Source organism: Fodinicurvata fenggangensis DSM 21160, from assembly GCF_000686045.1.
Lineage (GTDB): Bacteria > Pseudomonadota > Alphaproteobacteria > Kiloniellales > DSM-21159 > Fodinicurvata > Fodinicurvata fenggangensis.
In genome coordinates, this window is record NZ_JMLV01000002.1 from 230,252 (window position 1) to 243,873 (window position 13,622).

Below are 13,622 nucleotides of genomic sequence, written 5' to 3' on the forward strand. Positions count from 1 at the left end.
GAGCTCATTGGCTCCTTGGCGTCTCGGGCAGGGCGAGATTCGGCTGCAGCTCGGCGGCCAGCTCCCGCACGGCCTGCGGCGTGCGTGGCCCGAATCCCAGCAGCAACAAGGCGTCCATGACGACAAGGCGCCCCGTCTCGCCGGCCGGCGTACCGGCAATCTCGGGCCGGTCCAACAGGCTCTCGCGGCCACCCAGCGCCTCCAGGGTGTTGCGCGTCACCAGCAGCACCTCCGGCGCTGCCGAGAGGGCGGCTTCCGGACTCAAGGGCTTGAAGCTTTCGAACGCGCGCACGGCATTGCGCCCGCCCGCCAGGGAAATGATCCCATCCGCCGTCGTTTCTCGCCCAGCCGCCATAGGCGCGCCGCGCCCAACCGACAGCAAAAACAGGACCCGTGGGCGCGGCTCCGCTTCCGCCAGGGCCGCCTCCAGAGCGGTCAGTTCAGACTCCAGGCGCTTTGCCAGGCGATCGGCCTCCTCTGCCAGCCCCAGGGCTGTCCCGACGACGCGGGTCTTCTCCGCGACGCCTGCGGGCGTGGGATCGTTGGGAACGATCTCGACGCGCACGCCGGCAGAACGCAGATGGGCCAAGGCCTCGGGCGGACCGGCCTCTTCCAGCGCAAGCACGAGATCCGGCTTCAACGCCAGGATCGGCTCGGCCGAAAGCGCCCGCAGGTAGCCCACATCCGGCAGGCGTTCGAGCGCGTCTGGGGGATACAGGCTGGTGCTGTCCACGGCCACCAACTGCGCCTCCGCCCCCAGTTCATGGATGATCTCCGTCACTGCCCCGCCGATGGAGACCACGCGCTCGTGCGCGGGCTCCCGGGCAGATGCCGGGGCGGTGACGGCAAGGCAAAGCAGGAGGAAGACACCCGGCAGAAGACGGCCCAGAAGAATGTGACCTTGCATGGTCATGCCGACATTTCCTCCATCAGGTCGGCGACCAGCTGGCGCCAGTCCTCGCGTTCCGGAACGCCCGGCTTGCGCACCCCGAACATCTGCACGATCTGATGCCCCTCCGAGTCATAAGCCTCGATGGAGGTGACGCGGCCATCGCTGGTGGGCTTGCGCACCTGCCAGGTCGAGGCGATGCCGGATTCGTGGAGATGCAGGTTGAAGCCGGCATCCAGCACGTTGTACCAGGCGCCTGTCTCGCGCAGGTTCGTGATCGGGCCGCCGTGGATCTGGATCACGCCCTGGCTGCCCACGAAGATCATGATCGGCACCTGGCGCTCCGCCGCGAGCTGAAGGGCCCTTCGGCTCGCGCCCTCCGGCAAGCTGCTGGCGTAGCCCGGCCCGGTCAGCCGCAGGGCCTGGAGCCGTCCCACGCGATGAGTCTGCAGCAGGGGACGGAAGTCGTGGGTATCCTTGAGATCGTCCCAGCCGGTCCGCAGGGACTCCACGTCGATCTCATAGTCCGGCAGGTCCGGCTTCTCGCGATAGGCTTCACGCACGGCAATGGCCGGTGTCTGGTCCTGTGCCTTCAGACGCTCCACGACCCGCCAGAACAGGGCGGGATCGCTGTCGGGGGCCGTGTAGACCTTATGCACGGCCGTGCCCGTGCGGTCGAAGACCTGCAGGCTGCGCCGCAGCCCGCTCTTCACCTCCTCCTCCACGGCGAAGGCAAAGGCCCAGCGATTGAAGAAAAGGCGCAGGTCGATCTCCGGATCCAGCACCAGGCCATGCGCCTTCATCAAACGAATGTCGCTGTAGGTGCCATGCTTCTCGTGCACCGCATGCTCGTTGCGGGTCAGCGCCATGACGCGGCCCAGGTCGGGCAGCGCGTTGACCAGCGCGTGCCAGTCCTCGTCCAGGCGCACCACGCCTTCACCGATGCGGGCGGCCAGCAGCTCGGCCTCACTCACCTGAAGCCGTCGTGCCAGGTCGCGGGCTCGCAACCCCGGCTCCGATTCCTTCAGGGTTGCTAGGCGCGTAGCCAGACCCACACCCACTTCATTTGTGTCTGATATCTGTTCTTCCATGGATTCCTTCTCCTGAACTGAGCGTCACCAGGTCAGCGTATAACTGACCATCCCCTTGAAATTGCGGCCCGGCTCGGCGGCACCGGTGTAGGTTTGGGCGTAAGTCTTGTCGAAAACGTTATCGATCCCGACATCGATGCGCAGACCTTCCAGGGATCCCTCCTGGGGCACCCAGCCGGCATAGAGATCGTGCACCACGTAACCGTCCCGCTCCTCGGCGGGATCGTCGGTCTTGTCGAAGTCGTCGGCCGCCAGAATGCGCCAACCTACAAAGGAATCGAACTCCGGCAGTTTCAGCGTGCCGTCCAGGTTGACGCGCCGTGGAAACAGCATGCCGAGCTTCTCGCCAGTTTCTTCATTCTCGCCGTCGATATCGGCATAGTTGGCTGCCAGCCGGAACCGTGGATGATCATAGGACGCCTCGATTTCGTTCCCCGAAAGCTTGGCGTCGGCCACGTTCACGTTCTGGGTGGTACCGTTGCAGTTCGGGGGGAAACAGGCCGGTGGCCCCGGCTGAACGACTTCCACGTCAATGAAGTCCTCGCCTTTGGTCCAATAGCGCGATCCCTTGATCTGGAAGCGGTCGCGCGCCTCGAAGATGCCCTCGAAATCCAGACCCGCTCCAATCTCCAGAGTCCGGGTCTTCTGTGGCTTCAGGTCGGGATTGGGAACAAAGTTGTTCACCCCGAAGCCGGGAAGCTGGAAGTGAACGCCCGATGGATAGAGCTCGCCGAAAGTGGGCGCACGGAAGGCCTCGCCGTAGCTGGCAAAGAGCAGGCTCCAGTCTGTCGGCAGATAACTGGCCCCTATGCGCGGGGACAGGGCGGTGTCCTTGTTATCCTCCGCACCGTCGCTGCGGGACTTGTAGTAGTCGTACCGGACCCCCGGAATGACCAGAAACTCACCCGGCAGCGCGCCAAAAGGTTCCCTGAAAGAGAATTCTCCCTGCAGAAAGGCGCCCGCGTAGTCCGATTCCGCATCGGGCACTGAATCCCGCGACCCGCCATCGACTCGCCCGGTCTGCTTGTCCCGGTGGGCTTCCATGCCATAGGTGAAGGTGACATCGCTGCTCTCGGAAAGCTGGAAATGGGAGTGGTTTTCCCCCCGGAATCCCAGTGTCTCGATGCGGCGGAACAATCGTTCGCCTTCCGGGCCCGCGCCCAGGTCGTCCAGGCGCAGGTCCTCGACACTGTTCTCCGTGTAATAGGCGGTCACTTGAGGATTGATCAGAGATTCGTCCGGATTGTCGTAACTGTACGAAAGTCGAAAAGTCCGGTTCTGTATGGTCTTTTCGACCTTGTCCTCCCCGCCGGCACCCTGGCCATTGATGGGCTCGCGGGCATCGTTGTTGAAGAACATGGCCGATGCTTCCAGGTTGTGATGCTCGCCCAGCGTCACATCGGTCTTCACCAGTCCTGAGACGATATCGTCGTTGGTGTTGGTCAGGGTATTGCCGTCGCCGAGCTTGATACGACCAGAAGCGCGGCGCGTGACACTGGCCAGCAAGCCAACGTTCTCGTCGGGACGGGCAGCCGCCGTGGTGGTGGCGTGCCATTCTCGATTGACGCTCTGGCCACCCACCCCGGTTCGCAAACCGATGGTATCCCCTGGATCCAGGATGTCATCGGGCCCGATGGTGCGCAGCTCGATTACGCCGCCCGTGGCGCCGCTGCCGTAGAGCGAGGAACTGGAGCCGCGCAGAACTTCGGCCTCGCGCAGCAGGCTGGGATCGACGAACAGCCGACCGCTGTGGCCCGAGAGAAAGTTCTGGCGTGCCCCGTCAAGCAGGAGGACCAGGTCGGCCCCACTGAATCCACGGATACTGGGCATCTCGCCGGTACGACGCGGTCCTCCGGTAAACTCCACGCCGGGCAGGTGCCCAAGGACGTCGTCCATACTGGACGGCTGGCGTCGCTCCATCTCCTCGCGATCGATCACGGAGACCATGCCGGGATAGTTGAAGGCAGCCACAGGATTGCGCGTGGCTGTGATGCTGACAGGATCGAGGTTGAACTGGTCGGCGACTGCCAGCTGTTCGCTCTCAGCTTCATCCTGGGCGAAAGCGGGCATGGAGAGGGCGGTCGCAAGTGCAAGGCCCCACGACCCAATGGTCAGGCGTGCGATATAGCTGTTCTGCATTACTGTCTTTTCCCCTAGATTACGGGAATCGCAGGCGAAAACCGCGCACAGATGCCTGACCCCTCACCTGGTTCGGGCTTTCATCCCCAACCCTCACAACGAGGGCCTGCTTCCCCTTTTCCGGAGACAGTGATATAAGTATTGAGACTCATTTGCAATGATAATGAGTCTCATTTTTGCTTCTCTTTGAAATTCTGTGTTGCTTTCCGCTGAAACTGCCGTGGGTCAGCCCTTGGGTTGGCGCTCAAGATGCCGGCGCAGCAAGCGCACGTTCTTCCGGTTGGCCTTGAAGCCCACGTCGAAGAGCGTGCCCAGAAGGGGTATCGAGCCCACGGCCCAGTCCAGCGCCACGTTTGCAGCCATTCCCAGCAGCACCATGCGGGAGGCCCCCAGGCGCGCAGACTGCCAAATGAGGTAGGCCGACACACAGGCCGTTGCCGTATCGCCGACAACGGGCAGGATGCTGGCCACGCCATCCAGGCCGAATCGGATGGAGGTTCCCGGTATGCGCCAGCGGGTGTCGAGCAGGTCTGCCAGACGCTCCAGTTCGGCCAGACGCTGGGCAAATTCCGGTTTCGGCAAATTCTCTTCAAGGCTGGAGGTCGTCGCCAACATTCGCTAAAGATGGGAAGGGATCTGCCGGTGTGAAAGAGTTGCACATCGACCGGCAACAGGAGAACATTCCGTGTTTGTTCTTTCGATATCTTGGGAGTCGTTGATTGACCACCCCCAGAAGTGGTTTCTTTCGACAGACTGAGGGTCCCTGTTTCCGGTTTGTCCCGCTCGGAGTCCGGAAGAACGCTCCGACTCGCCGTGCCCGCAACCAAAGAAAGCACAGAGCTTCATGACCTCCATCTCTCCTGCTTCATCCCCGGCCACAGCCCAGGCCCGCCGTGATCCGCGAATCTATCAGCCTTTCATGCGGCTTTCGCATCTACTGGATGGGGAGAAGCCTGGTGCCTCTCCCTTGCCCGACGGCGCCCCCATCAGCCTGTCCATAGGCGACCCCCAGCTGTCGGCGCCGCCCTTGCTGGCCGAAACACTGGCTGCCTATCCCAATGACTGGTCCTGCTATCCGCCTTTCCGTGGAACTCCGGATTTCCGCGCCGCCTGCCATGACTGGCTGGTCCGGCGTTATGGCCTGTCACCGGAAACCCTGGATGCCGACCGCCAGATCCTGCCGCTGCCGGGCAGCCGCGAAGGCCTGTTTTTCGCCACCCTTACGGCCATCAATCGCGGCGCTGCCGAGGGACGCACCAAGGTCCTGATTCCCTCGCCGGGCTATCACGTCTATGCCGGGGGCGCGCTCGCGGCTGGCGCCGAGCCCGTCTTCGTCCCGGCCCGCGCCGACAACAATTTCCTGCCCGATTACGAGGGCCTGCCCAAGGAAACCCTGGATCGCACGGCCATTGCCTTCTTCTGCTCGCCCTCGAATCCGGAAGGCGCCGTGGCTTCGCGCGAACAGTGGCGTGCCTGGATCGAACTGGCACAACGGCATGGATTCGTGCTGGCGGCCGACGAATGCTACGCCGACATCTACACGGACGAACCACCGGCGGGCCTGCTGGAAGCCGTGCAAGGCCCCCAGGGCACAGAGGGCCTGTTGACCTTCCATTCGCTGTCCAAGCGCTCCAGTGCCGCCGGCTTGCGCTCGGGCTTCGTGGCCGGGGACAGCGAACTGGTGGATGGAATCGACGCCTTCATGCGCTATGGCGGTGCCAGCGTTCCCACGCCCATCCTGCATGCCAGTGCGGCCCTCTGGCGCGACGAGGCCCATGTGGTGGAAACACGCTGCTACTATCGGACCCTGTTCGAGATGGCCGAGGAAAAGCTCTGGGCCAAGACGGGGTGGCGCATGCCGGCAGGTGGCTTCTTCGCCTGGCTCGAGGTGGGCGATGGCGAAGCCTTCGCGCTGCGCGCCTGGAAGGAAGCGGGCCTGCGTGTGCTGCCAGGACGCTATCTTTGCCCGGACGAAGAGGGCGCCGCCCCGGAAGACAATCCCGGCGCACCCTATATCCGGGTTGCCCTTGTCCACGAGCCGCAGGTCACAGAGAAGGCGCTGGACCGTCTGGCGGAAATGCTCTAGAGCCCACTGGCGTTCACGGCAGGGGAGCCGATTGCCAACATGGCCGCTTCACGCAGTACAGGTACAGCAAAGCGTACACGCCTGCTGCCTTCGGGCACGGGGGGGTTCCTGCGCCTGCGCCTGATCGAACTCGCAGGTCTGGGCGTCATCCTCCTGGGTTTGGTGTTGGCCGCCATCTGCTTCAGCTATGATCCCCAGGATCCTTCGCTGAACCGAGCGGCCCGCGACCAGGTGAACAACCTGCTTGGCCTTCCTGGTGCCTATCTGGCGGACATCCTGATGCAAAGCCTTGGGCTGTCGGTGTTCGGTCTCTGTGGCCTTTTCATCGCCTGGGGCTGGCGGCTGATCCGGAACCACGCGGTTCCCCGCTGGTGGCTACGCCTGCTTGCCGGGCTGTTTGCGGTGCTTTTTGCGGCTACAACCCTGGCCGCGATTCCGGCGCCGGCAAACTGGCCGCTGCGCAGTGGCCTTGGCGGCTTCTCGGGCGCCCTGATCCTGGGCCATGCCTACCAGGCCAGCAACTTGATGCCGGCCATGCTGGCCGTGGCCTCCGGTGCGCTCGCCCTCTTCCTGGGCCTCTTCAGCCTGGCCGTCAGCCTGGGGGAATGGAAGATGCTTTGGCAGGGTCCGACTCGCCTGGCCCGGACGTTGGCCGGCCTGATACGCCGAAACCGCCAGGAAACCGAAGAAGAGGCAAATCCCCAACCTGTACGCACGCGCAAGAAGCAGGCAGACCAGAAGCGTACGGCAAAGAAGCAGGAAGCCGCGGAACCGGCTCCAGAACCCGAGAAGACAACCGAGAAGCCCGCAGAGACCGCGGATGGCGACCTGATCGCCCCGCGGGCACCGCGACCGGCCCAGAGCAGGAAGGCGCAGAAGGATGTGCAGGGCTCCCTGGCCCTGGGTCCCAGCGGCTATGAGGCGCCACCCCTCACCCTTCTGGCCGAAGCCAAGTCAAATCCTGACGCACAACTGAACCGGGACGCCCTGGAAAAGAACGCACGCCTCCTGGAAACCGTCCTGCAGGACTTCGGTGTACGCGGTGAGATCGTCAAGGTACGCCCCGGCCCCGTGGTTACGCGTTACGAACTGGAACCGGCGCCTGGCACCAAGACGAACCGTGTCATCACGCTGGCCGACGACATCGCCCGCTCCATGTCGGCCGTCTCAGTGCGCGTGGCCGTGGTCCCGGGCTCCAGCACCATCGGGATCGAGCTGCCCAACGCCAAGCGTGAAACGGTCTACCTGCGCGAACTGCTCGCCGCAGAGGCCTTCGAGCAATCCAAGGGCAGCCTGCCGCTGGTGCTCGGAAAGGATATCGGTGGCATGCCGCAGGTGGTCGATCTGGCCCGTATGCCACACCTGCTGATCGCTGGGACCACGGGTTCGGGCAAGTCCGTGGGCATCAACGGCATGATCCTCTCGCTGCTCTATCGCATGCCGCCCGAACGCTGCCGCATGATCATGGTCGACCCCAAGATGCTGGAACTCAGCATCTACGACGGCATCCCGCATTTGCTGACACCGGTTGTCACGGAGCCCAAGAAAGCTGTGGTCGCCCTGAAATGGGTCGTCCGCGAAATGGAGAATCGCTATCGCTCGATGTCGCTGCTTGGTGTGCGCAACATCGATGGATACAACGCCCGCATCGAGGAGGCCCGTAAATCGGGCCAGGTCCTGACCCGCCGCGTCCAGACCGGCTTCGACCCGGACACCGGGCAACCGATTCACGAGGAAGAGGCCTTCGACCTGGAGCCCCTGCCCTACATCGTCGTTGTGGTCGACGAGATGGCCGACCTGATGCTGGTGGCCGGCAAGGAGGTCGAGGCCGCCATCCAACGCCTGGCCCAGATGGCCCGCGCCGCCGGAATCCATTTGATCATGGCCACCCAGCGTCCCTCGGTGGATGTCATCACGGGCACCATCAAGGCCAACTTTCCGACCCGCATCTCCTTCAATGTCACCTCGAAGATCGACAGCCGGACGATCCTGGGCGAATCGGGCGCGGAACACCTGCTGGGCATGGGCGACATGCTCTACATGGCCCACGGCGGACGAATCTCGCGCATTCACGGCCCCTTTGTCAGCGATGCCGAGGTCGAAGCCGTGGTCGCACACCTGAAGGCGCAGGGGCAGCCCGCCTTTGTCGAGGGCGTGACCGAGGAAAGCGGCGACGAGCCCGGTTTCCCTGGCCTGCCGGGGGGCGACGACGGATCCGGCGGCGGCTCGGGCGACGAGCTCTATGACCGTGCCCTGGCTGTCGTGGCCCAGCACCGCAAGGCCTCGACGTCCTTCATCCAGCGCCAGCTGCAGATCGGCTACAACCGCGCGGCCCGCCTTATCGAGCAGATGGAGGCCGAGGGCGTCGTCGGCCCGGCCAATCACGTGGGGCGCCGCGAGGTGCTGTTGCCCGACCACGGAGATCAAGGATAGGTCCCATTTGCGCCCTTGAATGGCCCAAATGGGTCCGCATCTCTAGGGCGAACGAAAAGTCGACGAAAGGCAGATTCGCACATGCGCCCTATCCCGAGCATTCTCGAGAGCACACCGCAGTCCAGAGCAGGCCTCTCCGTCCGGCCGCTGGCCTTTCTGCTGGCCCTGTTCGCGCTGCTTCTCTCCCCCTTGTCTGCCAGCGCGTCGCTGGACGAGTTGGACCAGGAACAGCGTGGTATCCTGGAAGAGGTCGAGGAATACTTGAACGGCATTGGCACCATGGAAGGCCGTTTCGCGCAGGTGACTTCGACAGGCAACTATGCCGAAGGCGAGGTGGCTCTGCGGCGGCCGGGGCGCATGCGATTCGAGTACGACAGTCCCAATCCAACCCTGTTGGTGGCTGATGGCTTCAACCTGACCGTCTATGACCGCGAACTCGAGGAAGCCACCATGCTGCCGCTGCGCCAGACGCCACTCTGGCTGCTGTTGCGCGAAGACGTTTCCTTTGCCGCTGACGACCTTGAAGTCCTCGGCGTCCGCGAGCGCGACGGCACCGTCGCCATCCTGCTGCAGCAGGCGGACGAGCCCGGCATGGGCAGCATCGAGATCCAGCTGACCCGGGACCCCATGACCCTGAAGCGCTGGATCGTGACCGATGCACAGGGGGTTGAGACGACCGTTTCGCTGGCGAATCTCTCCTATGATGTCGAGTTCGAACCGCGCACCTTCAACGTCCAGAACCTGCCTGGCGTCATGGCCCCGGGCATGGATCCGCGCAACCAGAACCGCGGGCGCTGAATATCGCCTACCCGCGCAATCGGAAGGGACGCAGCAGCAGGGTCAGGTAGGGGCGCTCGTCTTCACGCTCCACGCCGATCGGCATATTCGGGCTGCGCACCTTGGAACTGCGCGAGCCGAACAGGGGATCCCAGAAACTGAAGATGGTGCCGTAGTTGGAATCGGTGTCTCGCCGAACCTTGTGGTGATGCACCCAGTGGATCGAAGGCGTGATGAACAGCCTGGAAAGCGCCGTTTCCAGGCCTGAAGGCAGGCGCAGGTTCGAGTGATGGAAGATGCTGGCCAACAGGACCAGGACCTCGAAGACCAGGATCGAACTGACCGGAAAGCCCAGAAGGATGATCACACCGGCCCGCGCCGTCGCCGACAACAGCACCTCGCCGAAATGAAAGCGCAGTGCACTGCTGCTGTCCAGGAATCCGTCCAGGTGGTGGACTTCATGGAACCGCCAGAGAAAGGGCAGTTCATGGTTGGCGCGGTGCCACCAGTAGATCAGGAAGTCCAGGATCACGAGATCCAGGGCCAGGCCCGGCAGGCCAGCCCACCATTGGGGCCGCCAGTCGAGGGCATGACTCGCGGCCCATACCGACAGCGGCAGGACCACCAAGGGTGACAAGCCGGTATTGAGCAACCAGAGCCCAAGGTTGCGGATCACCCGCTGTGCCGAGATCGCAAGACGGGCGAAGATTCTCTTGGGGGCAGCCTTTCCCCTTCCATCAGGATAGGGCGCTGCCGGAAAAAGCCGCTCGAGCAGGAAAAAGCCGGCAAACCAGATGGCAACGGCGATGCCCTTCCAGGCCAGCAGGTTTTCGAGAGTCAGATCCATGCCTCCAGTCTAGGTCGCTCCCGGCCGTGGACAAGGGCTCATGCTTTAAAAGCGCTTGAGACAAAGCTCCAGCGGCGCTAGGAGAAAGCTCCATGATCGCCACAACTCCCCGTCCTCTCGTGGGCCTGTCCGCCTGTTCAAAACAAATCGACGAAGCCCCCTATCACGCCATTGGTGACAAGTACCTGCGCGCTGTTGACGAGGCGGCTGGCCTGCTTCCCGTCGTTTTTCCGGCCTTCGGCGAAGCCCTGGACGTGAACGCCCTTCTGGACGGACTCTCGGGCCTGGTCTTGACCGGCAGCCCGTCCAATGTCCATCCACAGCACTACGAACAAACGGAAAGTGACCAGCACGCGCCCTTTGACGAGGCCAGGGACGGGAGCACGCTCGCATTGATTCCTGCCGCCCTGGAACGCGGCCTGCCGATCTTCGCCATCTGCCGGGGCATGCAGGAACTCAACGTCGCGCTGGGCGGCAGTCTTTGTCCAGCCGTTCATCTTCTGCCCGGACACCTGGACCATCGCCGCCCGGAGACCCCCGATCCCGACATCCAGTATGCTCCACGCCACCCGATCGAGATAGATCCCGACGGTCTGCTGGCCACCCTGCTGCCCGAAGGAGATAAGTCGATCGAGGTAAACTCCCTGCATCACCAGGCCATAGACCGCCTGGCCCAGGACCTGAAAATCGAAGCGCGCGCACCGGACGGCACAATCGAGGCCGTTCGCTATGGCAAGGGCAAGAGTTTTGCTGTGGGTGTGCAATGGCATCCCGAGTACAAGGCTACGGAAAATCCCGTTTCCCGCGCCCTGTTTCGGGCATTTGCCCGTGCCGTGCGCCATTATGCCGCAGGACGGTATCGCCTTTGAATCGCTTCGGTTGTCCGGCGCAGGCCGTGCGGACTCCTGCCGCGTGTGTTGCTCCAGGCGAATAACTGGGCCTCACGCATGCAGGAACTGCAGGTCCCTTACCCTTCTTATCTATTGCAACAGGACCAAACTGCTCTAAATTTGTAGTCAAAGGTGATGTCTATCAAATCACCTACATAGTGGGAGCCTGAGGTCCCCTGCCAAAACTCCCACGTCTCCGCGGAGCTACGGAACGCCCGGCTGCCCCCCGACCGGGCGTTCCTTTTTCCGGGTGGCATTCTGGTCCAACTCCCCCCGTTGGACCAGAATTCCCTGGCTGCCCCTCTCCTACTTAGCGAAAAGTTCCTTCCCACAAGCGGTTTACCTTGCCGGCACGATGCATATGATCGCGCGATCAGTCATTCTTGCATCACCCATGTGAAGGAGGCAGCGGGATCGTGAGCCTGAAAATCGCCACCTGGAACGTCAATTCCCTGCGCCAACGCCTGCCCCATCTGGAACGCCTGTCCAAGGAACACGCCCCCGACGTCCTCTGTCTTCAGGAAACCAAGGTGGATGACCCCCTGTTTCCCGGCGAAGCCCTGTCAGATATGGGGTATGAGCACCAGGCCTTCCGGGGACAGAAGAGCTACAACGGCGTGGCCATTGTCTCGCGCGTCCCCTTCGAGAAACGTGATCACAGGATCTGGTGCCAGAAAGACGACAGGCGTCACGTAGAGGTGGTGCTTCCCGGTGGCCTGGAGTTGCACAATTTCTATGTTCCCTCCGGCGGTCCGGACCCGGATCCGGAAAAGAACGACAAGTTCGCTCACAAACTGTCCTTTCTCGAGGAAATGGCGCAGTGGGCGAAATCCCATACGCGTGGCCGGAAGGTCCTGATAGTCGGTGATTTGAACGTGGCCCCCTTGGAAAACGACGTCTGGAATCACAAGCGGCTGGTCCGCAGCGTCGGGCACACACCGGGCGAATCCCAGCGCATGGCCGACCTGCTGGAGGCCGGCGCACTGGTGGATGCGCCCCGGCATTTCACTCCACCGGATCAACCGCTTTACAGCTGGTGGGGCTATCGCTACCCCTTGGCCTTCCAGAAGGATTACGGGTGGCGCCTGGACCATGCCCTGGCCTCCCAGCCACTGATGCCGGACATCCGGGGAATCGAGACCCTGCGCGACATGCGCGCCTGGGAGAAACCCTCCGATCATGTCCCGGTCATGGTTGAACTGGCCGCATGAGCACGCCGACGGAGACCAGGCTGCATTATCCGCCCGGCCACCTCCTGGGAGATGACCTGAGGGCCCTGGCTGGCCTGGCATTTGCGCTGGGCCTGCTGTTTGCCTCGGACTTCGCTCCGCTGGCCCTCTGGATCTGTGGGCCGCTGGCCCTGCTGTTCGCTCTGTTCGGGCTCAGAACCCTGTTGATGCATGTCACCGAAGCCCAGCTTGCGGATTCCGGGCTTGAACGGCAGATCCGGCTACCCGCCTGGACCTTGGCACGCCGACTGGACTGGAACCAGTTGCAGGACCTGCGCCTGCGCTATTACGCGACCCGGCGCCAGCGCCGTGAGATGGAGGGCGGCTATTTCCAGCTCTCTCTGCGTGATCCTCAGGGCCGGATGAAGTTCGAATCGACTTTGGAAGGCTTTGACGACCTGGCTGAAAGTGCAGTGGAGGCCGCACGAAACCAGGGATTGGAACTGGATGAAGCCACGCGTGACAGCCTGCTTCACCTGGGCCTGGACCCCCGCACCTGAACCTCTTACGGAAACAGGCGATAGCCACCCGGTTCGGTGATCAGGATCTTCGCATCCGAAGGATCCTGCTCGATCTTCTGCCGCAGGCGATAGATGTGCGTTTCCAGCGTGTGCGTCGTGACACCGGCATTGTAGCCCCAGACCTCGTCCAGCAGGGTATCCCGTGGCACAGGACGCGCGCCCGCCCGGTGAAGGTAGCGCAGAATCTGCGTTTCCTTCTCGGTCAGGCGGATCTTGCGGCCACTTCCGCTGTCCACCAGGGATTTGGAGACCGGGTGAAAACTGTAGGGCCCGATGGACAGGACTGCGTTCTCGCTATGATCATGCTGGCGCAGTTGCGCACGTAGTCTCGCCATGAGCACGGCCAAGCGGAAGGGCTTGGTGACATAGTCATTGGCACCGGATTCCAGTCCCAGGATGGTATCGGCATCACTGTCCATGGCCGTCAGCATGATGATCGGCGCCTTCACGCCAGCCCGGCGCAGCAGGCGGCAAAGGTCGCGCCCATCCATGTCCGGCAGGCCCACATCCAGCAGCAGGGCATCGAAATATTCCGCACGCCCGAGCCTCAAACCTTCGGCCCCGCTTTCGGCTTCCTGGGTCACGAATTCCTCGTGCAGGCGCAACTGGTCGCAGAGAGTCGTGCGTAGCTCCGAGTCGTCATCGACCAACAGGATCTTGCGAGGGGCAGTGCCGCGCATCTGGTTCTATTTCCTCCCCGATTCAAGTAACCTGTCCCGG

Annotated in this window: 12 protein-coding genes; 6 read left to right on the top strand and 6 right to left on the bottom strand. The window is 63.1% G+C overall.

The window, feature by feature from the left end:
* Nucleotides 1-4: 4 nt before the first annotated feature.
* The 4 genes from BP38_RS18950 to BP38_RS0104285 all read right to left on the bottom strand — a co-directional run bounded on the left by BP38_RS18950 (nt 5) and on the right by BP38_RS0104285 (nt 4,701).
* Nucleotides 5-913: a heme/hemin ABC transporter substrate-binding protein gene (locus BP38_RS18950; RefSeq protein ID WP_051608957.1), complete on the bottom strand. Its 909-nt coding sequence runs from the start codon at nt 911-913 to the stop codon at nt 5-7.
* On the bottom strand, nt 910-1,980 hold the full coding sequence (locus tag BP38_RS0104275) for a hemin-degrading factor (protein ID WP_081816450.1): 1,071 nt from the start codon (nt 1,978-1,980) through the stop codon (nt 910-912). The genes BP38_RS18950 and BP38_RS0104275 overlap by 4 nt, the downstream gene beginning before the upstream one ends.
* A gap of 24 nt (nt 1,981-2,004) precedes the next feature.
* Nucleotides 2,005-4,119, bottom strand: a complete 2,115-nt coding sequence (locus BP38_RS18955; protein ID WP_035723568.1) for a TonB-dependent receptor domain-containing protein — start codon at nt 4,117-4,119, stop codon at nt 2,005-2,007.
* A 225-nt stretch (nt 4,120-4,344) separates the two neighbouring features.
* Nucleotides 4,345-4,701 (bottom strand): DUF4112 domain-containing protein, encoded by a 357-nt coding sequence (locus BP38_RS0104285; protein ID WP_026986722.1) that lies wholly within the window; start codon nt 4,699-4,701, stop codon nt 4,345-4,347.
* Between the two features lie 262 nt (nt 4,702-4,963).
* Between BP38_RS0104285 and BP38_RS0104290 the strand changes: the two genes are divergently transcribed.
* The 3 genes from BP38_RS0104290 to BP38_RS18960 all read left to right on the top strand — a co-directional run bounded on the left by BP38_RS0104290 (nt 4,964) and on the right by BP38_RS18960 (nt 9,436).
* Nucleotides 4,964-6,205, top strand: a complete 1,242-nt coding sequence (locus BP38_RS0104290) for an aminotransferase class I/II-fold pyridoxal phosphate-dependent enzyme (RefSeq protein ID WP_026986723.1) — start codon at nt 4,964-4,966, stop codon at nt 6,203-6,205.
* Between the two features lie 39 nt (nt 6,206-6,244).
* On the top strand, nt 6,245-8,638 hold the full coding sequence (locus tag BP38_RS0104295; protein ID WP_026986724.1) for a DNA translocase FtsK: 2,394 nt from the start codon (nt 6,245-6,247) through the stop codon (nt 8,636-8,638).
* An 81-nt stretch (nt 8,639-8,719) separates the two neighbouring features.
* Entirely contained in the window at nt 8,720-9,436 is a 717-nt protein-coding gene (locus tag BP38_RS18960) for a LolA family protein (protein ID WP_051608959.1), read from the top strand.
* Between the two features lie 7 nt (nt 9,437-9,443).
* On the opposite strand, the gene BP38_RS0104305 is transcribed toward BP38_RS18960, so the two are convergent.
* Nucleotides 9,444-10,262, bottom strand: a complete 819-nt coding sequence (locus BP38_RS0104305) for a sterol desaturase family protein (RefSeq protein WP_035723570.1) — start codon at nt 10,260-10,262, stop codon at nt 9,444-9,446.
* Nucleotides 10,263-10,354: 92 nt separating this feature from the next.
* Here BP38_RS0104305 and BP38_RS0104310 point away from each other — a divergent pair, with 92 nt between their 5' ends.
* The 3 genes from BP38_RS0104310 (at nt 10,355) to BP38_RS0104320 (ending at nt 12,881) form a co-directional block, all read left to right on the top strand.
* Entirely contained in the window at nt 10,355-11,131 is a 777-nt protein-coding gene (locus BP38_RS0104310; RefSeq protein ID WP_026986726.1) for a gamma-glutamyl-gamma-aminobutyrate hydrolase family protein, read from the top strand.
* 437 nt (nt 11,132-11,568) lie between these two features.
* A complete protein-coding gene (gene xth, locus BP38_RS0104315; RefSeq protein WP_245602317.1) occupies nt 11,569-12,363 on the top strand; it encodes an exodeoxyribonuclease III in 795 nt (264 codons plus the stop codon).
* Nucleotides 12,360-12,881, top strand: coding sequence for a hypothetical protein (locus BP38_RS0104320; protein ID WP_026986728.1), 522 nt, complete (start codon nt 12,360-12,362; stop codon nt 12,879-12,881). Before xth ends, BP38_RS0104320 begins: the two co-directional genes overlap by 4 nt.
* Before the next feature lie 5 nt (nt 12,882-12,886).
* Here BP38_RS0104320 and BP38_RS0104325 read toward each other — a convergent pair whose 3' ends face one another.
* Nucleotides 12,887-13,582 (bottom strand): response regulator transcription factor, encoded by a 696-nt coding sequence (locus tag BP38_RS0104325; RefSeq protein ID WP_026986729.1) that lies wholly within the window; start codon nt 13,580-13,582, stop codon nt 12,887-12,889.
* Between the last annotated feature and the right edge of the window lie 40 nt (nt 13,583-13,622).

What these genes read in the sequence shown, in the direction of transcription:
- BP38_RS18950 (WP_051608957.1), bottom strand. Translation starts at nt 913, where the DNA reads ATGACCATGCAAGGTCACATTCTTCTGGGCCGTCTTCTGCCGGGTGTC.
- BP38_RS0104275 (WP_081816450.1), bottom strand. Translation starts at nt 1,980, where the DNA reads ATGGAAGAACAGATATCAGACACAAATGAAGTGGGTGTGGGTCTGGCT.
- BP38_RS18955 (WP_035723568.1), bottom strand. Translation starts at nt 4,119, where the DNA reads ATGCAGAACAGCTATATCGCACGCCTGACCATTGGGTCGTGGGGCCTT.
- BP38_RS0104290 (WP_026986723.1), top strand. Translation starts at nt 4,964, where the DNA reads ATGACCTCCATCTCTCCTGCTTCATCCCCGGCCACAGCCCAGGCCCGC.
- BP38_RS0104295 (WP_026986724.1), top strand. Translation starts at nt 6,245, where the DNA reads ATGGCCGCTTCACGCAGTACAGGTACAGCAAAGCGTACACGCCTGCTG.
- BP38_RS18960 (WP_051608959.1), top strand. Translation starts at nt 8,720, where the DNA reads ATGCGCCCTATCCCGAGCATTCTCGAGAGCACACCGCAGTCCAGAGCA.
- BP38_RS0104305 (WP_035723570.1), bottom strand. Translation starts at nt 10,262, where the DNA reads ATGGATCTGACTCTCGAAAACCTGCTGGCCTGGAAGGGCATCGCCGTT.
- BP38_RS0104310 (WP_026986726.1), top strand. Translation starts at nt 10,355, where the DNA reads ATGATCGCCACAACTCCCCGTCCTCTCGTGGGCCTGTCCGCCTGTTCA.
- BP38_RS0104320 (WP_026986728.1), top strand. Translation starts at nt 12,360, where the DNA reads ATGAGCACGCCGACGGAGACCAGGCTGCATTATCCGCCCGGCCACCTC.
- BP38_RS0104325 (WP_026986729.1), bottom strand. Translation starts at nt 13,582, where the DNA reads ATGCGCGGCACTGCCCCTCGCAAGATCCTGTTGGTCGATGACGACTCG.